Source organism: Desulfoglaeba alkanexedens ALDC, from assembly GCF_005377625.1.
GTDB classification, from domain to species: domain Bacteria; phylum Desulfobacterota; class Syntrophobacteria; order Syntrophobacterales; family DSM-9756; genus Desulfoglaeba; species Desulfoglaeba alkanexedens.
In genome coordinates, this window is record NZ_CP040098.1 from 1,826,003 (window position 1) to 1,845,881 (window position 19,879).

Sequence of the window (19,879 nt, forward strand, 5' to 3'; positions counted from 1 at the left end):
ACACAAGGCTATGGTAGGCGGAGGACCGCCCCGATTCAAGCGGGATGGATTTCGAAGGCCCCCCAGGCAGCCATGCGATCCCCGGCGATGATGAGGGCCCCCAGAAGGCCGTCGAGGCTCTGTGTCCATTCGGCGGCTCTACCCAGGTCCTCCCGAGTCCGCACCATGTTACCGGCGGCCGTGGCACAGGCGTCGGCCAGGGCCCCGTCCCGGGAAAGGACGGTCACGGCGTCCGCCTGTCCGAGACTGAGGGAGTGGCCGATGGTTCTTGAGGACGTGCAGACGGCGGCGGGCAGGATTTCCCGCTCCAGGGAAAGAACCAGGCGGTCTTTGAAGGGGGAATGCGGTCCCGCGTAGACGCCCACCCGAACCGGGGTGTTCAGATGAATGAAACAATCCCCGCCGTTTTCGACGATCGAGCAGGCGCCGGCGGCCTTGAGGCGTTCTCCCACCGCCTGAGCGATCGCCCCGGCAACAGCGGCCATGGGGCCCACGCCGGCCTTTCGCGCCGCCTGGAGCATTCGGCGCACCAGCCGGGGGGCCAGGGGATCATCCAGAAGCGGGACCAGGCTGTTCAGAAAGGCCGGATGTTCCGCCACATACCGGTCCAACCCATGACGGAGACTCAGCACCTCATCCATGGCTTCATCCCGGCAGTCCCTGGACGCCCGAATCCACAGATCGGTCTGCTGGAAGCGGACCTCGAAACAGTGCCATGCGGCCCCTCCGGGGGGCTTGTGTTGAAACCGGTAGAAGCGGCCGGATCTCTCCTCCATACTATTCCCACTCGATGGTGCTGGGGGGCTTGGACGAAATGTCGTAAACGACCCGGTTGACACCGGGCACCTCGTTGATGATCCGGTTGGAAATTCCGGCCATGAGCTCATATGGGATGCGCGCCCAATCCGCCGTCATGGCGTCCACACTCTCCACCACTCTCAGGGCGACCACCTCATCGTACGTCCGTTCGTCCCCCATGACGCCCACCGACCGTACGGGGAGCAAGACGGCAAACGCCTGCCAGACCTTATCGTACCACCCGGCCGCTTCCATTTCTTCCATCACCAGCGCATCTGCTTCCCGAAGCACCCTGAGTTTCTCCGGCGTCACCTCCCCGATTATCCGGATGGCGAGCCCCGGGCCCGGAAAGGGATGCCGCATGATGATCCGTTCCGGAAGCCCCAGCTCCCTGCCCACGAGCCGCACTTCATCCTTGAAGAGCTCCCGCAGCGGTTCGATGAGCTCCAAGTCCATACGTTCCGGCAGCCCCCCCACGTTGTGGTGGGTCTTGATGGTCGCCGACGGGCCCTTGAAGGAGACGCTCTCGATCACATCGGGGTAGAGCGTGCCCTGCGCCAGGTACCGCACATTGGGAAGTCTCTGAGCTTCCCGTTCAAAGATCTCGATGAAAAGGTTCCCTATGATCTTCCGCTTTTCCTCGGGGTCCGTCACACCCTTTAGACGCCCCAGAAACTGACGGGCGGCGTCCACCACGGTGAGGTTCATGTCGAAATGATCGCGGAACACCCGTTGAACCGCCTCCGATTCGCCTTTTCTGAGAAGCCCGTTGTCGACGAAGATGCAATGCAGGCGCGGCCCGACGGCCTTGTGCAGCAGCACGGCCACCACCGAAGAATCCACGCCGCCGCTCAAGGCGCAAATCACGTGGCCGTCGCCCACCTTTTCTCGTATGGCCTCAATGGAGGCCTCCACAAAAGACTTCATGGTCCAGGTGGGCCGGCAGCGGCAAATGTGGAAAAGAAAATTGTCGAGAAGCGTCCGTCCGCACGGCGTGTGAACCACTTCCGGGTGAAACTGGACCGCGAAAAACCCCCGTTGGGGATCGCCCATGGCGGCAACGGGAGAATTGGCGCTGGAGGCCAGCACTTTGAATCCCGTGGGCATCCGCAGAATCCGATCCCCGTGACTCATCCATACCCGCACATCCTCCCGCTCGATATCTCGAAAAAGGCTCGAAGGGCCCTCCACGGTGATCAGTGCGGGCCCGTATTCCCTCTGTTCGGCCCGTTCCACTTCCCCTCCCAGCAGATGGGCCATGAGTTGCATTCCGTAGCAGATGCCCAAAACGGGGCATCCCAGGGAAAGCACCGCGGGATCCACCAGCGGCGCGCCCGGATCGTGAACGCTGGCTGGACTACCCGACAGGATGATTCCCCGGGGAGCAAACCGACGGATGCTTTCGATCGGCATATGATACGGGTGGATTTCGCAGTAAACCCGGCTTTCGCGAACACGCCTGGCGATCAGCTGCGTGGTTTGAGAACCGAAATCCAGTATTAGTATCCGATCTTCCTGCAGATGATCCCAGTCCATGAAATGTCCGTCCTTCGAAAGTCACGCATGAAAACACCCGGACTACTTGAGGTCCACCATGTAGTTGGGTGCTTCCTTGGTGATGATGACATCGTGAACGTGGCTTTCCTTCAAACCCGCGCTGGTGATGCGGATCATGCGGGGCTTGGTGCGAAGCTCCTCCAGGTTTCGGGATCCCACGTAGCCCATACCCGCCCGCAGTCCTCCGATCAACTGATGGACGATGGCGGAAAGGGGACCCCGGTAAGGCACCATGCCCTCGATGCCTTCGGGGACCAGTTTCGCCGGTTCCTGGATCTCGTCCTGAAAGTACCGGTCCCGGCTGCCTTCTCTCATGGCTCCAAGAGACCCCATGCCCCGATAGACCTTGTAGCTTCGTCCCTGGTACAGAACGGTTTCCCCGGGGCTTTCGTCCGTTCCGGCAAAGAGCCCTCCAATCATCACGCTTTGAGCCCCCGCTGCCAGCGCCTTCACCACGTCCCCGCTGTACTTGATGCCGCCGTCGGCGATCACCGGGACGCCGTGGGCCCTGGCCACCTTGGCGCATGCCATTATGGCGGAAACCTGCGGTACCCCGACCCCTGCCACCACGCGCGTGGTGCAGATGGAGCCGGGACCCACGCCAACTTTGATGGCGTCCGCGCCGGCCCTGATAAGGCTCTCCGCCCCCTGCTCGGTGGCCACGTTGCCCGCGATGACCTGGACGTCTCCGAATTCGGCCTTGATCCGTTCCACCGTGTTCATGACATTGCGGGAATGACCGTGAGCGCTGTCAACGGCGATCACGTCGGCCCCGGCCTTCACAAGGCCCTTCACACGATCCATGGCGTCCGCACCGACGCCCACCGCGGCACCCACGCGAAGACGCCCTAGACCGTCCTTGCAGGCATTGGGATATTTCTTGACTTTCAAGATGTCCTTGATGGTGATGAGACCCCGCAGCCGCCCTTCTTCATCGACCACCAGAAGCTTCTCGATCCGCCGCTTCTGCAGGAGTTTCTTCGATTCTTCGAGCGAAATGCCCACGGGCGCGGTCACCAGGTTGTCCTTGGTCATCAGGTCCTCGACCTTGAGTTCCAGATCGGTCTCGAAACGCAGGTCCCGGTTGGTGATGATCCCCACCAGCTGGCCTTCCTTCACCACCGGCACCCCGGAAATACGGTACTGAGCCATCAACTCCATGACTTCGGCGATGCGCTGATCCGGATGAACGGTCACCGGATCGACGATCATGCCGCTTTCCGACTTCTTGACCTTGTCCACTTCCCGGGCCTGGCGCTCGATGGACATGTTCCGGTGAATGATGCCGATCCCGCCCTCCCGGGCGATGCTGATGGCCGTCTGCGCTTCGGTCACCGTGTCCATGGCCGCCGTGACAAGAGGTATCCGCATGGGAATGCCGGGCGTGAGCACCGTGGAAACGTCCGTTTCATTGGGGAGCACTTCGGAATACATCGGTACCAGCAAAACATCGTCGAACGTGAGCGCCTCGGGGACCGTCGCCGGCATTTCCTTTTCCATGAGCCTTCTCCGCAGCTGTAAGCAGTTGAAAACTTCGGGGATTCTTCTTGGAGGCCAATTACTCTCTTTTCCGATACCATGTCAAGGGGCTGACCAGGGGCGAACGTATCCCGCGCTCCTCTTCAATGCCGCTCAACACCAGCCCCTCCAACAGGCCCGCATCGACGGCGACCAGCGTGTCGCTGGAAAAGAGCCGGAGGATCTCCTGAACGATCAGCGCCCCCCCGAGGATGATGTCCTCACGCCCCGTTTCCAGCCCCCGGATCCGGCGGCGCCCTTCGCAGTCGAGGGCGGCCAGGTCCAGGATCGTTCGCCGGATCCAGTCTTCATGAAGCATGAGGTTGTTGATCGCGCTGGGCCGGTACCGCTCCAAGCCCAGAAAGATCGCCCCCAGCGTGGTGACTGTTCCGGCGGTGCCCACAAGCTTCGGCGGGCCGGGTTGTGCTGCTAGGCCTTCCAATGAACGGTGCACCGCCGCTCGGGCCGGCGCCAAGAACGCCCGCGCATAGTCCGCCGCCGCCTCTAGGGAACCGGGGAGAGCAGGGGCGGTGCGGAAAAAACGCTCGGTGAGGGTCGCTGCGCCGATGAAAAAACTTTCCGTCCAGAGTACACGTTGGCTTGCGCTGTCGAGCAGTACAAATTCGGTGCTGCTTCCTCCCAGGTCGAAGCATAGGAAGCAACCGACCCGGGGGTTCACGACGCTCATCATCCCCTTCGCCGAAAGCAACGCCTCTTCCGTTTCGCTCAGGATCCGAGGCCGCCATCCTGTGGCGCGGAAGGCGGCATCGAGGAATTCCGCTGCGTTTTCAGCGCGCCTCAGCACCCCCGTGGCCGCCGACACCACCCGGGCCGCTCCCGCTTCACGACACATCCGGGCGTATTCTTCCAACACGACGAGACTCCGTTCCATGGATCGGGGTTGAAGCGTGCCCGCGGGCTCGAACCCGCGCGCCAGCCGGGTGACCCGCCGCTCGGAACGGACCGGCTCCACGACCTTGTCCTCCCGGCATCGAACGATCAGTAGCCGAAGGGTGTGGGAACCCATGTCGATGGAAGCGAACACCCTCCCTTCCGTTAGTCGATCCACACGATATCCTCCCACCCGGTCCGCCTGGAACACCCCCCCTGCCCGGGAATCCCGGTGTTTTCCTCACCGGACCGCCACCACGGCCATGGTCCGACCGGGCGGCGCCCCGCGCACCAACGCCGCGACGAAACCTCAGGCCTTCTCGCGGTATCTTGACTTCGGCCGAACCGGCCCATTATGCTTGGTAACAAGCGCGAGCGGATGGCAGAGCCGTCTTGGGTTCAGCGCTCACCCCCCGTTCCTTTTCTTCCGGAGATCAGCGCGTTGCGTTACGAAAGCCGCCCGTATGACACGTGTTTGCTTCGCTGCCGCGGACTCAAAGAGAGGGATGCCCATGATTCTTGAAGTCAATCCCCGACACCCGGAACCCAGGAAGATCGACAAGATTGCTGAAGTCTTGGCCAACGGAGGAATCATCGCCTATCCAACGGACACCTACTACGGGATCGGCTGCGACCTTTTCAACAAGCAGTCCATCGAAAAAATCTACCAGCTCAAACGCCGTTCGCCGCTGCAGCCCTTCAGCTTCATCTGCAGTGACCTGAAAAACATCAGCGAGTACGCCCAGGTGACCAATTACGCCTACAAGACCATGAAGCGGCTTCTTCCCGGGCCCTACACGTTCATCCTCGAAGGATCGAAGCTGGTTCCGAAAATCATGCTGACCAAGCGCCGCACGGTGGGCATTCGGGTGCCCGATCATCCGATCTGCCTTGCCATTGTGGAAGAGCTGGGTCATCCCGTGATCAGCACCAGCGCCACCGACCCCGAAAACGGCCGCATCCTGGAAACACCCCAGGAAATCAAGGACAAGCTCGGCCATGCACTGGACCTCATCGTGGACGGAGGCATCGTTTCCGGAACGCCTTCCAGCGTGATTTCCTTGATAGACGACGCTCCGGAGATCCTCCGCCAGGGCGCGGGCGATGTGGCCATCTTCACCACGTAAACCCCGCCCTTGGTTGCATTCAGTACAGGTCAACAAAATAAAGTGTTGATTCTTGTTCCCAAGCTCCAGCTTGGGAACACAACTGTGCAGAAGCTCCAGCTTCGATTCCCGTCAGGCCGTTCCCAAGCCAGAGCTTGGGAACGAGAGGAAGCGCTTATCCATTTAACTGGCCTATCGAGCCTGTAGCAAAGATCATGGCTTATGTTCACCCACTGAAGAGTGCTGCATAGTGGCCACTTTATTACGTGGAGCTGCACTCAGGGCCACAGGCTCCACTGGTACCGTAGCGGATTCACGGCTTCCGAAGGGTCCAGGGCCGTTCGGAACCTGTCAAGAAACGATCCGCTCAGGATGACGTCCCAGAGCGTCACCTTCTTTTTTTCGGCGTAAACGATCACGGGTTTTCCCTCGATGCCGCCGAGTTTCGCCGCCAGGGCGAAGGCGTCTTCGAGGTTGCCCAGTTCGTCCACCAGCCCCAGGCTTTGGGCATGTTCGCCGGTAAAGATGCGGCCGTCGGCAATGGACCTCACCGCCTCTTCGGGGAGACCTCTCGCCTTGGCCACATCCTTCACGAACTGCCCGTGCACCGCTTCCACGGTTTCTTCGAGCACCCGGCGCTCCTCCGCGGTGATGTCCCGCCCCGGGTTTCCAATGTCCTTGTAGGGTCCGCTCTTGATGGTCACGGTTTCGTAGCCGATGCGGTCGAACAAGCCCTGAAGTTTCGGCAGGTGCACCACGACGCCGATGCTTCCGGTGAGCGTTCCAGGGTTCGCGACGATCGTATTGCAGGCGGCTGCCACGTAATAGCCGCCGGAGGCGGCGATGCTTCCGAGGGAGGCGACCACGGGCTTAAGGGATCTGAAGCGGCGCACTTCGCGGTAGATTTCCTGTGAAGGGCCCACACCGCCTCCGGGGGATTCGATGCGGACGACCACGGACCGGATGTTGGGGTCCTCCCCGAATTTCTTCAGGGCCTCCAGCACAGGCGTCCCGTTTTTGATCATGCCGTTGACCTCGATCACGCCCAGGCGGTTGGGTTTCGCCAGCAGGTCCACTTCCTGAACCACCATCCAGAGCAGAACGCCTCCGACAGGCAGAATCACGAATATGAACAGAAAGACCACGAACCAGAAGGCAACCCGTTTCATCATCATCTCCTTACCAAAAGAAACACCCGGCTGCGGGTGTTTCCGCCGACCGGGTGTGTGCCCCTCGATGTTCGGGAAGGTTCCAGGCGTGAACGGCCAGGTCTAATCGTCGGACGAAAAGTTGTTCTGGCGGGCCTGGAGTTCGCCCTTCAGCAGTTCCCCCAAGTTGGAAGTGGCGGCCTTGGCTGTGTTCATGTAGTCCTGATAGTCCGTTCGCTCGTCGTGTTCCTCGGCCTTCTTGATGGAAAGCCCGATCTTCCGGTCCTTGGTAGAAATATTGATCACCTTGGCCGTTACCTGGTCGCCCACTTTGAACTGATCGATGGGCGTCTTGATCTTCTCCTTGCTGATCTCGGACACGTGCACCAGCCCCTCGATCCCTTCCTCGATCTCCACGAAAAGCCCGAAGTCGGTCACGTTGGTCACCGGTCCGGTGAGGACCGCTCCCACCGGGTAGCGCTGGGGCACGCTTTCCCACGGATCCGGCTCCAGCTGCTTGATTCCCAGCGAAAACCGTTCGTTGCCCTTGTCGATGTTGAGCACGATGGCCTGCACTTCCTGGCCCTTCTTGAAAACCTCGGAAGGATGGCGGATCCGCTTGGTCCAGGAAATATCGGAAATATGGACCAGGCCGTCGATGCCCTCGTCGATCCCGATGAAGATTCCGAAGTCGGTGATATTTTTGATCTTCCCGGAAATGACGGTTCCCACGGGATACTTGTCCGCGATCACGTCCCACGGGTTGGGTTCCAGCTGCTTCATGCCGAGCGAGATCCGCTTCTTTTCCGGGTCGATGCTCAGGATGACCGCATCCACGCGGTCGCCGACGCTCAGGATCTTCGAAGGATGGCGGATCCTCCGAGTCCAGGACATTTCCGACACGTGGATCAGTCCTTCGATGCCTTCTTCGATCTCCACAAACGCCCCGTAGTCGGTGAGGCTCACCACACGTCCCTTGACCTGGGTTCCCACGGGGTAGCGGTCCACCGCATGCGTCCACGGATCCGGCGCCAGCTGCTTCAAACCCAGGGAGACTCGTTCGTTTTCCCGGTCGAAATGAAGCACCATGACCTTGATGGTATCGCCGATCTGGCACATTTCCGACGGATGCCCGACGCGGCCCCAACTCATGTCCGTAATGTGCAGGAGGCCGTCGATGCCGCCCAGATCCACGAAGACGCCGTAATCGGTGATGTTCTTCACCACGCCTTCCATGATCTTGCCGTCTTCGAGATCCTCCAGGGTCTTGCTCTTGAGCGCTTCCCGTTCCTTTTCCAGGAGCACACGCCGCGAGAGGACCACGTTTCGCCGCTTCTTGTTGTACTTCAGAATCTTGAAGTCGAAGGTCCTGCCGATGAGCGACTCCAGGTTCCTCACGGGGCGCAGATCCACCTGGGACCCGGGCACGAAGGCCTGAATACCCACATCCACCGACAGGCCACCCTTGACCCGGGAGACCACCTTGCCCTCGATCACGCCGTCTTCGGCGTAAATCCGGCTGATGTCATCCCAGATCTTTATTTTCTCGGCTTTTTCCTTGGACAGGAAAACCGATCCCTCGTCATCGTCGTGGTACTCGAGCAGTACATCCACCTCGTCGCCGATGTTGGCCTGCACGTTTCCGGTTTCATCCACGAATTCCGCGATGGGGATTTCACCCTCGGACTTGTATCCGATATCCACCATCACAAAATCTTCGGAAACCTGCACTATCCGGCCTCGAACCACTTCCCCTTCCTGGATGTTTCCGAAGCTCTCATCGTAGAGCGCCTGCACGGATTCCATGTCGAGGTCATCGGTTTCTCCCTGAGGCGGCGCATGCACTTCTTCTGGTTCCATTTCCTTGGAATCGTCTACTACAGGTTCTGTCATTTGTTTGTCCACCATTGAACTGTTGCCCCCTTATCCGAATTCGGCCTTTGGCCCTGTCATTTGTGCGCGCAATCTATCAGACGGCTCAACAATTGACAATGCTTTTTCATAACGAAAAAGAAGAACCGTGCGAAACCGGACGCCGGGAACCCACACGCTTGGAAAGCAGTTCCACTACCTCCTCGAAGGTCAAATCCGAGGTGTCCACGACCCAGGCGCCGGGAGCGGGCTTGAGCGGCGCAAGGGCCCGGCCTGCATCCGCCTCATCGCGCATTCGTATTTCATCGGCCAGTTTGTCGGGGTCGGGGTCGAGGCCCATTTTGCGATAGTCGCCGAGGCGCCGCCGGACCCGTGCCGTGAGGTCCGCAGTGAGGAAGACCTTGATCGAAGCATCCGGAAACACCACGGTGGTCATGTCCCTGCCTTCCGCCACCACATCGCGTTGAGCGGCCAGCCGGCGTTGCCAGTGCACCAGGAGGTCTCGAACGGGCTTCTGTTGCGAAATACGCGAAGCCCACGCAGTCACCTGCGGCGTCCTGAGTTGGTCTTCGGCCACGTCCTTCCCTTGCCAGAGGATCCGGAGGCTTCCGTCCCGGATGTCGAATTCCAACGGAAAATCCTTCAGGACCTCGGCAAGTTCTTCCGCCGAAGCCTCTTGGCGACCGCTCTGCAGGACCGCCCAGGCCGTGGCCCGGTACATGGCCCCCGTGTCCAGGTAGGCAAAACCCAACCGGCGGGCCAGTTCGCGACACACGGAACTCTTGCCGGCCCCCGCCGGTCCGTCAACCGCCACTACCATCGATCACCCCCGCTGTCCCACGATCTCCTTTGCGGATGGGGTGCAGATCTTTTGCTTCTTGTTCCCAAGCTCCAGCTTGGGAACACAAGCGTGCAGAAGCTCCAGATTCGATTCCCATGAAGCCGTGACCCATTCCCTCGTTCCCAAGCTGAAGCTTGTGAACGAGGGGAAACGCAGCTGATGCGCTTGCTGCTTCAAGGCCATCTGGATCTATTTCAGAGGGTCACCCTGGATGTCGTTCTAAAAGATCCGCACCCTTTGCGGATGTCACCCTTCCAGCGTTTCCAGGACCTCCAGCAGGGTCCTCACAAAACGCTCGTTTTCCTCAGCAAGCCCGGCGTTGACCCGAATGTATTCCGGCAATCCATAGGCGTTCATCGCGCGAATAATCACTCCCCGGCGAAGCATGCCCTCGAAGACCTTCTTGGCGTCCACCGGAACCTTCACCAACATGAAATTGGTTTCGGAGGGTACGCACACCAGCCCCGCCGCGCTCAGCCGCCGCCGGATGTGCTCCAGCCCCTCCCAGACCGCACGGCAAGTTTTCTCCAGAAAGATCTCGTCGTCCAGTGCCGCGAGAGCCGCCGCCTGGGCCAGGCTTCCCGTATTGAAGGGCTGCCGGACGCGGTTCAGGTAATCGGCGACTTCCGGCGCCATCACCCCATAGCCGATCCGAAGGCCTGCCAGTCCGTACGCCTTCGAAAACGTCCGGAGCACCACCACGTAGGGCCCCTTTCGCCGGATCGCGCCGAATCCCCTGAAGATCTCGGGATCCCTGGCGAATTCGATGTACGCCTCGTCCACCACCACGACCACGTGGGGCGGCAAGCCGTCCAGGAAGGCATCCATGGTGTGCCGCGAGAGGATCGTCCCGGTGGGGTTGTTGGGATTATTGATGAAAACCACCCGGGTCCGCTCCGTGACCGCATCAATCATGGCCTCCAGGTCGATCACGAAGTCTTTCAAGGGAACCGGCGTGGCATGCCCCCCCGCCGCCTGCACTGCCAGGCTGTAAACCAGGAAGGAAGGGGCCGGCAAAACCACATGATCCCCGGGCTGGATAAAGGTCCGGATCACCAGGTCGATGACCTCGTTGGACCCGTTTCCCAGGACGATGCCTTCAAACGGCAGATCGAATTTCTCGCTGATTCGGCGCCGCAGATAGTAGCCGCTTCCGTCCGGGTAGCGGTGCAGCCCCCAGAGGGCCTTCCGCACCGCTTCCACAGCCCTCGGCGAGGGCCCGAGCGGGTTTTCGTTGCTCGCCAGTTTGATGGAATTCGTGATACCATATTCCCGTTCCAATTCATCCAGAGGCTTTCCAGGCGGGTAAGGCACCAGCGATGCGATGTGCGCGGGGATGAGCTTTTCCAGCAAGGCCGATCTCCTGGTGGAAGCGAAAGGTTTCGTGCAACCGTTTGACTCTTTACAAAAGATGAGCTTTCCGTAGAATCAGTTAGTTATTAATGGAAGAGTCGTTCCAAAGGCAACGGCTTTCTGCTGTCCAGAATGCCGTCCCGCATGTGGAAAGAGCTCCCTCTTGCCGTTTCGCCGGCCGGATCGCCCCCGGCCGGGTGATGCGCGCCTTACATGGAGTCAAAGGAATGCCCAAGAAGACGCGAAAGAAAAACGTCGCCGGAGAAGATGCAGGAAGCGCGACCCAACGCCCCCTTGAATCGGACAACGCTTTACTCCCGGTCTCCCTCGAAAACGAAGACACCGGGAGCCTGGAAAGCGATCTGCCGGCGACCAAGCCCCCGGAAAAACCCTGGCCCGCCCCTTACGATTCCCTGCGGGCTTACCTGGAGGAAATCAAGCGATATCCTCTGCTCAGCCGGGAAGAAGAAGTGCAGTTGGCCATCCGGTACCGGGAAAAGGGCGACGTGGATGCGGCCTACAAGCTGATCACGTCCAACCTCCGCCTGGTGGTCAAGATCGCCATGGACTTCCAGCGCCACTGGATGCAGAACCTCCTGGACCTCATCCAGGAAGGCAACATCGGTCTCATGCAGGCGGTCAAGAAGTTCGATCCGTACCGTGGCTACAAGTTCTCCTATTACGCATCGTTTTGGATCAAGGCCTACATCATCAAATTCATCATGGACAACTGGAAGCTCGTGAAGATCGGAACCACCCAGGCCCAAAGGAAGCTCTTTTTCAACCTTCGGAAGGAAAAGGAAAAGCTGGAGGCCCAGGGGATCGACGCCACCCCGGGACTCCTCAGTCAGCGCCTGGACGTCAAGGAATCCGAAGTGACGGAAATGGACATCCGCCTGAGCGGCGGAGAAGTTTCACTGGACGCCCCTTTGGAAGCGGATTCCGACGACACCCACAAGTCCTTTCTTCCTTCCAACGAAATCCCGGTCGACGATCAACTGGCCGACGAAGAAGCCAAGTCCATCCTCCACGACAAGCTGGTGCGCTTCCGCAGTGAACTGAAGGACAAGGAAGCGGTCATCTTCGACAAGAGGCTGATAGCAGACGAACCCATGACCCTCCAGGAAATCGGCGACCAGTTCGGCATCAGCCGGGAACGGATCCGCCAGATCGAAAGCCGCCTGAAAAAGAAGCTGAAGGCCTACCTCGAAGAGGAAATCGAAGACCTCGATCTCCTTCACGAAAGCCTCATCGACGCCTGATCCCGCGCCGCCCCGGGAGAAACCCGGCTCTGGAAACCCCGCACGTCTATGAGGGCAGCCCCAGGAATCGCGCGGCGTTTTCTCCCATAATCGCGGCGATGAACCGCTCTTCCAGCCCGGCTTCTTCCATCTCTTTCCGGTAACGCTCGACCCGCAACAGGGGAAAGTCGCTTCCCAGAAGAATCTTTTCCACCCCCACCGCCTGGATCATCTGAATGTAAATAGCGGGCTGATACAGGTAGGGAGAGGCGGCCGTGTCGTAGAAGACGTTCGCCAGTACTTCGGAAGCTTCCCGCTTCAGGTTTTCGTAGAAGCCCAATCCCCCTCCCCAGTGCGCCAGGATCAGGCGAACGCCCCGGCACAAGCGGGCGAGTTCGTAGTAAAAGCGAAGCCCCATGGGCGCTTTTCCGGGATACAGGTGCCCGACAGGCTCGTTGGCGTGCACCAGAAGAAACGCGTTGTGCCGGTTCACGAGGTCCACCAGGGGTCGAAAGGCTTCCAGTGCCCGGTTTTCATCGCAGGGCCCGTAGATGGCCAGTTCCCCGAGCCCTCGGGCCCCCTGCCTCAGGCAGCGGTCCGCTTCGTGCGCGCTTCCAGGAGCGAGCGGAAACACGCAGGCCAGCGGAACGAGGCGGTCGGGATAACGGGCCGCGGCTTCCAGCACATAATCATTGTGCCGACGCGCGAGTTCCAGGTTGTTCCAGGGAAAGCCGAAGGTCACGGCACGGTCGATCTCGTCGCGATCCATGACCTCAATCAACCCTTCAACGGAGACCAACCGGGATTTCGGACCATCGTAAAGGAGCCGAAAGGCCGGTTCCCCTGCGAAGTAGGCCCCTCTATTTCCGACCACCGCCGGCGGAAAGATGTGCGTGTGGACGTCTATTTTCATGGGAACCGCTCCCTCCGTTCCGTTACGCTGTTCACGGCCGTCACCCGTTCCGCCTTATATCGAACACCGCAAATCCGGAACCTTGTCAAGGGAAATCCAGGAAAAAGCGTCATTGACATGGGCTTTTCAATGAGGCAGAAGTCTGATGCCTTCTTACCGAAGGCGGCCTCGCAAGATCCGTCGATGAAAACCCTTGATGAACCCTAAGCAGCGACGGCGCCATGAAAAACCTCCCCGACAAGGATCAGCTGGCAGTCATGCGGCGGGTGGCCCGCCTCAGCGTGTTCGAAGCCGGGCGAATCATTCGGACACATCATGAAGTTGCGAAACCCATGGCAGTGGAAAACAAGAGCCGTTTCGATTTCGTGACCAGCGTGGACCGGCGGTGCGAAGAACTCATCCTGGATCGGATCTCCCGGCGTTTTCCAGGTCACGGCTTCCTTGCGGAGGAAAGCCCGCCGCAGGAAGGTTCCGAACCGGTCACCTGGGTCGTGGATCCGCTCGACGGAACCACCAATTTCGTTCACGGCTTCCCGTTCGTGGCCGTTTCCGTGGCCGCCATCGTGGGGGAAACGGTAACTCTCGGGTTCGTGCTGGATCCCCTGAGGGGCGAACTGTTCGAAGCTCAAAAAGGCTGCGGCGCCTTCCTCAACGGCCGCCCGATCGCTGTGAGCAGAGAAGCCGACCCTGAGCGCATGCTGCTCGCCACCGGGTTTCCGTTCCGCGAAAGGGAGTTCCTGGAGGTCTATCTGAAAGTTTTCGGGCGGATCTTCAAACGGGTGGGCGGCGTCCGCCGCGCAGGAGCCGCCGCTCTGGATCTGGCCTACTTGGCGGCGGGGCGGGTGGACGGCTTCTGGGAAACCGGGCTCAAGCCATGGGACATCGCGGCCGGTGCGCTGCTCATCGAAGAAGCCGGCGGCAGGGTGAGCGATTTCCATGGCGCCGAGCGTCACATCCAAACCGGGCACATCGTGGCCGGTTCACCGGCATGCTATCCGTTCTTGCTGGAAGAAGTGAAATCCGGGCTGGCGCCTTTCATCACGACCGACGCCTCCCGCTGAAGGGAAACACGGAGAAAGCGCCGGATCGGGCGCTTTCTCCGCCGATTCCAAAAGGTTTGGTCCGCCCGGCTGCATTTCCAAGCGGACAGATGTTCAATCACCGCCGAAGGAAGAATCGTTCAAGAAGCCGCCGCTTCCCGGGGAGGCGTCAGGTTCATGGCCATCAACTTTTTGCTCATATCGAAGACCACTTCCATCTTCCGGGGCGAAACCACCTTGCTCACCACCCCCAAGCCGAACTGGGGGTGCAGGATCAGATCGCCATCCTTGTAGGTGTCCGTGATCCGGTACTCCGGTACGCCTTCCCGGCTTGCCTCCATGAGCAACTGACGCCAGTCGTCCTCGGTCTTGGGTTTGGCGATCCCCTTGTAAAGGACTGAAGGGATGAGTTCCTCGTCGTCTTCTTCCCCCAAAAGGTCTTCCTCGTCGTCGAAATCCAGGTCCGCTGAATCGTCGAATTCGAGGTTGTCTTCGTCGTCGAAATCGTCCATCATCTGTTCTTTTTCCAGATCTTCCGCCATGTTTCCGCTCCATTTGGGCCGTGGCGCCGGGTTTTGAAATACGTGAGTCTATTAAAGCCCGGCCGGCAAAAGGTCAAGTGCTTTCGGGACTTGACGTACAAGCCCCGATTCAAACCGGATGCGGGGGTTGGAACGCCATGATTCCGGTCTTCACCCAGACGATTTTTCCGGTCTTTGCAATCATCCTGGTCGGCTACGGCCTGAAGCGGACCGGCGTCATAGACGCCGAGTTCTCCCGCAAAGCCAATCAGCTGGTTTTCTATCTGGCCCTCCCGGCCATGCTTTTTCACAAGCTCTCGGCGGCGTCCTTTCATGCCCACTTTGAGCCGCGAGCGGTCGTCGGCATCCTGGCCGCCCTCGCCGTCCAGGCCGTCATCGCGTGGCAAACCGCCAGGCTCTGCGCCTTTCCGCGAACCGTCCGCGGGACCTTCATCCAGAGTAGCTTCCACGGAAACCTGGGCTACATCGCGTTCGCCATGGCGTACTATTCCGACGGGGACCTGCTGTTCGAACGCGTGGCGTTTCTCAGCAGCTTTCTCATGATCGCCCACAACATTCTGGCCACCATGGCCTTGGCGTCTCAGGCGGAACGAAACCCCACCGGCGTCGTCTTCCGGCCGTTCTTCAAGAGCGCACTGTTCAACCCCATCATTCTGTCCGTGGCCTTGGGGGTCGCGGTTTCCGCCATGCGGATTCCCGTCCCGGTTCCGTTGGGCCGATTTCTGGAAATCCTTTCGGGCATGGGGCTTCCCACGGCCCTGCTGCTCATCGGGTCGTCTCTTTCCTTCGGGCCCGTAAGGCAACGGCAGCGAGAGCTGATCTGGATCGGTGTTCTGAAAATGGTCTGCTTTCCCATCGTGGGATACGGCCTGCTCCGACTGCTGGACGTTCCGCGCGAAATGTGGCTTCCCGTAATGATTCTCCTGGCCGCCCCTCCCGCCACCGTGTCGTACGTCATGGCTTCCGAACTGGGAGGCGACGTGGAACTGGCCGCCGCAAGCGTTTCCCTCCACACCCTCCTTTCGGGACTCGTTTACGGGGTGGTGCTCTCCCTGTTCGGATGACCGGTCCGAGGCGTGCCATCGCAGGGTTGTTCAGCCGACCCGGAGCGGCAGGAGCGACCGTGGTGGAAGAACCCGTGGGGATTCCTTCGCACGGATGGCTGGCGCGATCGGTCTTTTTTCGGAAGGCGCCCGGTTGCGGTGTGACACATCCGGGAGCGATCTTGCGCGCGTCAGCCTTCTTTGGGTTCGTCTTCGGAAGTCAGTCCGTATTTGAGGAGACGGTAACGGAAGGAGCGGAAGGTAAGCCCCAGGAGTTCGGCGGCCCTCTGCTTGACGCCGCGCGCCTGGTTCAGCGCCTGCACGAGGATCTCCTTTTCGATGTCGGCGAGAAAGTGATTGAGATCGAGGCCTTCCGGTGGAAGCGACGGCAGGAACCCGCCGGCTTCCGGTTGCCGCCCGCGTTTGAAGGAAGCCAGTGTGAGGCTGTCGGGAAGGATGATGCTTGAAGACTCGAGAGCCACGCCGCGCTCGATGATGTTTTCCAACTCGCGCACGTTTCCGGGAAAATCGTAGCCTTTGAGAATGTCCATGGCGTACGAGGAGATCTTCTTGATGTCCTTCTGGAATTCTTTCCGGAACTTGTCGAGAAAATACTCGGCGAGAAGCGGGACGTCTTCACGGCGTTCCCTGAGAGGCGGCAGCCTCAACTGGATCACATTCAACCTGTAATAGAGATCTTCGCGAAACGCGCCCTCGATGACCATGGCCTCCAGGTCTCGATTGGTGGCGGAAACGATCCGAACGTCCACGGGAATATCGTCGGTATCGCCGATCATCCGAACGGTCTTTTCCTGAACGAGCCGCAACAGCTTCACCTGGAGTGTGGGCGACAGTTCCCCGATCTCGTCCAGGAAAAGGGTCCCGCCCTGGGCGGCTTCCACCAGGCCTTTGTGCGTCGCGGCGGCTCCCGTGAACGCTCCCCGTTTGAAGCCGAACAGTTCACTTTCGATGAGCGATTCGGGGACCCCGCCGCAATTGACCGCCACAAACGGGCGGTCATGGCGCGGGCTTTGGCGGTGTATGGCCTTGGCCACCAGTTCCTTTCCCGTTCCGCTCTCGCCGGTGATGAGCACATTGCTGCTCGTCTTCGCCACGCGTTCGATCAGTTCGTAGACTCTTCGCATGGGGGGGCTTTCGCCGATCAGGCAACCGTAGTAAAGGGGCCCCTGGCGATCGGCTGGCAGCGGCTCTTCCCCCCGGCTCTGGAGGGCATTGCGGATGACCGTCCGCATTTCGTCGATCTTGAAGGGTTTGGGCAGATAATCGTAGGCCCCTTCCTTCATGGCGGCCACGGCCGTTTCCGTACTGGCGTAAGCCGAAATGATGATGACCACCGTGTTGGGGTACCGTGCTTTGCAGCCTTTGAGAACCTCCAGGCCGCCGACGGGCTTCATGCGGATGTCGGTGATGACCAGATCGAAGCGTTCTTTCGCAAGAATATCTAGAGCTTCCTGCCCGTGAACGGCGGAACGCACGGCGTAGCCTTCCTTGAGAAGCATGATCTCAAGAAACTCCCTCATGCTCCTTTCGTCGTCAACGATCAGAATGCGGGGCGTTCGTTCGGCGGGTGTCGTCATGGTTTCCGGTAAACGAATGCGGCCTTGCCCTCCACCGCGGTCAGAAGCACCCGTCCCTTAACCCGCCGGCCATGGAACGGGCAGTTGCGGCTTTTTGACTGGAAGGAATCGGCATCGATAACATATTCGGCATTCGGGTCCACCAGGGTAAACGTTGCCGGTGCTCCCTCCTGCAACCGTCCGACCGGAACATCGAGAATCCGCGCGGGATTCCAGGTGAGGGCGGCGATGGCGCCCCCGGGCGTCAGGACTCCCTCGTGCACCAGGCCGCAGACGAGGGGAAACGCTGATTCCAGGCCGATCATCCCGCTCGCCGCATACTCAAACTCGATATCCTTTTCAAGGAGGCTGTGCGGCGCATGGTCAGTGGCGATGCAATCGATGGTACCGTCTGCGAGGGCTTCCTTCACCGCCTTCCTGTCTTCCCGACTCCTCAGCGGCGGATTCACTTTGTAGACGGTATCGAAACCGGACAGCACGTCATCGCTCAGGGTGAAGTAATGGGGAGCTGTTTCGGCCGTTACGGGGACACCCCGGGACTTGGCTTCCCGGATGAGGCGGACGGATGCCTCGGTACTCACATGGGCGATGTGAATCCGCGAACCGGTCAATTCGGCGAGCATGAGATCCCGGGCCACCATCGCCGATTCCGCGACCCAGGGAATCCCGCGCAGGCCGAGCCTCGTCGACATGGCCCCCTCGTTCATCAAGCCGCCTTCGGACAGGCTCAAGTCTTCGGCATGACTGATCACCACCAGGTCGAACCGTCGCGCATATTCCAGGGCCCGCCGCATTAGCCGGCCGTCCGTCACGGGACGGCCGTCGTCGGTCACCGCTACGGCCCCGGCAGCCCGGAGTTCCCCGAACTCCGAAAGCTCCTTCCCCCGAAGGCCCTTGCTGATGGCGCCGACGGGAAAGACGGTGCAGGACCCCGCCTGCTCAGCCCGCTTCAGGATGAATTCGGTCACCGGAGCACAGTCGTTTACGGGATTCGTATTGGGCATGCAGGCTACCGCCGCGTACCCCCCGGAAACGGCCGAAGCCGTCCCAGTGGCGATGGTTTCCTTGTATTCTTCGCCCGGTTCGCGAAGGTGAACGTGCATGTCGAAAAAACCGGGCACCAGCCAAAGCCCCGCTCCATCGACCACCCGGGTCTCCTCGATGCGTTCAGCCGGAAGATCCAGCCGCGGAGCGATCCGTTGGACTCTGCCGGCAACCACCCATACATCGGCCGTCTCATCCAAACCGGAAGCCGGATCGATAACCCGCGCCCCGCGGACAAGCACATCGAGCAGCCTGGAGGGCTCCGCCGCCAGAGCCTCGAAAACCGGCGAGAGAAAGTCCGTCATGGCTTGCGTTCACCTTTCATACGGATGGGTCCGCGGTTCCCGATGCCGCGCCTTCCCGTTGGATCAGCAGGTACAACAGGGCCATGCGAACGGCGACGCCGTTTGTCACCTGGTCCAGGATCAACGAACTAGGACCGTCGGCCACATCCGGGCTGATTTCCACCCCCCGGTTCATGGGGCCGGGATGCATAATGAGCACATCTTTTCTGGCGTGCCGGAGCTTGTCGCGATCGACTCCGTAGTAGACGGCGTACTCCCGGAGCGAAGGAAGCAGCATCTGATCCTGGCGTTCTTTCTGAAGCCGGAGTACCATGATCACGTCCGCCTCGGGAATCACTTCCTGGAGCCGGTCGTGGACTTCGGCGCCCATACGGTCCATATGCGGCGGGATCAGGGTGGGAGGCCCGCAGACCACCACGCGGCTTCCCATCCGGGTGAGCCCCCAGATGTTGGAGCGGGCCACACGGCTGTGAGCCAGATCGCCAACAATGAGGACCGTCAATCCTTCCAGGCGCCCCGCATGCTGGCGGATGGTGAGCATGTCCAGAAGGGCCTGGGACGGATGTTCATGCATGCCGTCGCCCGCATTGATCACCGATGCAGACGTTCTCGCCGCGATCCGGTGCGGCGCGCCCGAAGCCGAATGGCGCACGATGAGCACATCCGGCTTCATGGCCTCCAGGTTCTTTACGGTGTCCAGGAAAGTCTCACCTTTCACCATGGAACTGGTGGAAGCGGTGATGCTGAAGGTGTCCGCGCTCAACCGCTTGGCGGCTATGTCGAAGGAAGTCCGCGTCCGGGTGCTGGGTTCGTAAAAGAGGTGCACCACCGTCTTTCCGCGGAGCGTCGGAACCTTCTTGATGGAACGCAGGTTGACTTCCTTGAAAGATTCCGCCGTCTGCAGGATATGCTCGATTTCGAATGCCTCCAGTTCGCGGATTCCCAAAAGGTCTTTTCGTGAAAATTGCATCGAAATCCTCGAAGTCCCGTTGGAGGGGGAAGCCCGACGGCGTAATCGAACTTATCTAACACGAATCTCGCCGCTGCGGGAAAGAAAATGTCACCGCCC

At 60.4% G+C, this 19,879-nt stretch carries 17 protein-coding genes; 4 read left to right on the forward strand and 13 right to left on the reverse strand.

The features are described 5' to 3' along the window. Positions 1-35: 35 nt before the first annotated feature. Genes FDQ92_RS08255 through FDQ92_RS08270 form a run of 4 tightly spaced genes read right to left on the reverse strand, consistent with a single transcriptional unit; the run spans position 36 to position 4,942 of the window. A complete protein-coding gene (locus tag FDQ92_RS08255; protein ID WP_137424123.1) occupies positions 36-776 on the reverse strand; it encodes a UPF0280 family protein in 741 nt (246 codons plus the stop codon). A gap of 1 nt (position 777) precedes the next feature. Beyond that, positions 778-2,334 carry a glutamine-hydrolyzing GMP synthase gene (gene guaA / locus FDQ92_RS08260; protein WP_137424124.1) on the reverse strand — a complete coding sequence of 519 codons (1,557 nt, stop codon included), beginning with the start codon at positions 2,332-2,334 and terminating at the stop codon, positions 778-780. A 42-nt stretch (positions 2,335-2,376) separates the two neighbouring features. Beyond that, the gene (gene guaB / locus FDQ92_RS08265) at positions 2,377-3,855 is read right to left on the reverse strand and encodes an IMP dehydrogenase (RefSeq protein WP_281276803.1); all 1,479 of its coding nucleotides are present in this window, start codon (positions 3,853-3,855) and stop codon (positions 2,377-2,379) included. A 58-nt stretch (positions 3,856-3,913) separates the two neighbouring features. Next, positions 3,914-4,942, reverse strand: coding sequence for a Ppx/GppA phosphatase family protein (locus FDQ92_RS08270; protein ID WP_137424125.1), 1,029 nt, complete (start codon positions 4,940-4,942; stop codon positions 3,914-3,916). A 334-nt stretch (positions 4,943-5,276) separates the two neighbouring features. Between FDQ92_RS08270 and FDQ92_RS08275 the strand changes: the two genes are divergently transcribed. Then, positions 5,277-5,891, forward strand: coding sequence for an L-threonylcarbamoyladenylate synthase (locus tag FDQ92_RS08275; RefSeq protein ID WP_137425769.1), 615 nt, complete (start codon positions 5,277-5,279; stop codon positions 5,889-5,891). 257 nt (positions 5,892-6,148) lie between these two features. On the opposite strand, the gene sppA is transcribed toward FDQ92_RS08275, so the two are convergent. The 4 genes from sppA to hisC all read right to left on the reverse strand — a co-directional run bounded on the left by sppA (position 6,149) and on the right by hisC (position 11,084). Further along, positions 6,149-7,045 carry a signal peptide peptidase SppA gene (sppA, locus tag FDQ92_RS08280; protein ID WP_137424126.1) on the reverse strand — a complete coding sequence of 299 codons (897 nt, stop codon included), beginning with the start codon at positions 7,043-7,045 and terminating at the stop codon, positions 6,149-6,151. Between the two features lie 96 nt (positions 7,046-7,141). Then, positions 7,142-8,911 carry a 30S ribosomal protein S1 gene (locus FDQ92_RS08285; RefSeq protein WP_246041632.1) on the reverse strand — a complete coding sequence of 590 codons (1,770 nt, stop codon included), beginning with the start codon at positions 8,909-8,911 and terminating at the stop codon, positions 7,142-7,144. 106 nt (positions 8,912-9,017) lie between these two features. Next, on the reverse strand, positions 9,018-9,710 hold the full coding sequence (gene cmk / locus FDQ92_RS08290) for a (d)CMP kinase (RefSeq protein ID WP_137424128.1): 693 nt from the start codon (positions 9,708-9,710) through the stop codon (positions 9,018-9,020). A 267-nt stretch (positions 9,711-9,977) separates the two neighbouring features. Further along, positions 9,978-11,084 carry a histidinol-phosphate transaminase gene (gene hisC / locus FDQ92_RS08295; protein ID WP_211341219.1) on the reverse strand — a complete coding sequence of 369 codons (1,107 nt, stop codon included), beginning with the start codon at positions 11,082-11,084 and terminating at the stop codon, positions 9,978-9,980. Positions 11,085-11,311: 227 nt separating this feature from the next. On the opposite strand from hisC, the gene FDQ92_RS08300 reads away from it, so the two are divergent. Continuing rightward, positions 11,312-12,346, forward strand: a complete 1,035-nt coding sequence (locus FDQ92_RS08300) for a sigma-70 family RNA polymerase sigma factor (protein ID WP_170180253.1) — start codon at positions 11,312-11,314, stop codon at positions 12,344-12,346. Positions 12,347-12,392: 46 nt separating this feature from the next. Here the strand turns inward: FDQ92_RS08300 and FDQ92_RS08305 are convergent, their stop codons facing one another. Then, positions 12,393-13,238, reverse strand: coding sequence for an amidohydrolase family protein (locus FDQ92_RS08305; RefSeq protein WP_137424129.1), 846 nt, complete (start codon positions 13,236-13,238; stop codon positions 12,393-12,395). 221 nt (positions 13,239-13,459) lie between these two features. Between FDQ92_RS08305 and FDQ92_RS08310 the strand changes: the two genes are divergently transcribed. Next, positions 13,460-14,299: an inositol monophosphatase family protein gene (locus FDQ92_RS08310; protein WP_137424130.1), complete on the forward strand. Its 840-nt coding sequence runs from the start codon at positions 13,460-13,462 to the stop codon at positions 14,297-14,299. Positions 14,300-14,418: 119 nt separating this feature from the next. Here FDQ92_RS08310 and FDQ92_RS08315 read toward each other — a convergent pair whose 3' ends face one another. After that, positions 14,419-14,820: a hypothetical protein gene (locus FDQ92_RS08315; RefSeq protein ID WP_137424131.1), complete on the reverse strand. Its 402-nt coding sequence runs from the start codon at positions 14,818-14,820 to the stop codon at positions 14,419-14,421. Positions 14,821-14,957: 137 nt separating this feature from the next. On the opposite strand from FDQ92_RS08315, the gene FDQ92_RS08320 reads away from it, so the two are divergent. After that, positions 14,958-15,884, forward strand: coding sequence for an AEC family transporter (locus FDQ92_RS08320; protein ID WP_137424132.1), 927 nt, complete (start codon positions 14,958-14,960; stop codon positions 15,882-15,884). A 170-nt stretch (positions 15,885-16,054) separates the two neighbouring features. Here FDQ92_RS08320 and FDQ92_RS08325 read toward each other — a convergent pair whose 3' ends face one another. From FDQ92_RS08325 to FDQ92_RS08335, 3 genes are all read right to left on the reverse strand, one after another. Then, complete coding sequence (locus tag FDQ92_RS08325; protein WP_137424133.1) at positions 16,055-17,461, reverse strand: sigma-54-dependent transcriptional regulator; 1,407 nt, start codon at positions 17,459-17,461, stop codon at positions 16,055-16,057. Beyond that, positions 17,458-18,756: a dihydroorotase gene (locus tag FDQ92_RS08330; protein WP_137425772.1), complete on the reverse strand. Its 1,299-nt coding sequence runs from the start codon at positions 18,754-18,756 to the stop codon at positions 17,458-17,460. Before FDQ92_RS08330 ends, FDQ92_RS08325 begins: the two co-directional genes overlap by 4 nt. A gap of 70 nt (positions 18,757-18,826) precedes the next feature. Further along, on the reverse strand, positions 18,827-19,780 hold the full coding sequence (locus FDQ92_RS08335) for an aspartate carbamoyltransferase catalytic subunit (RefSeq protein WP_137424134.1): 954 nt from the start codon (positions 19,778-19,780) through the stop codon (positions 18,827-18,829). Between the last annotated feature and the right edge of the window lie 99 nt (positions 19,781-19,879).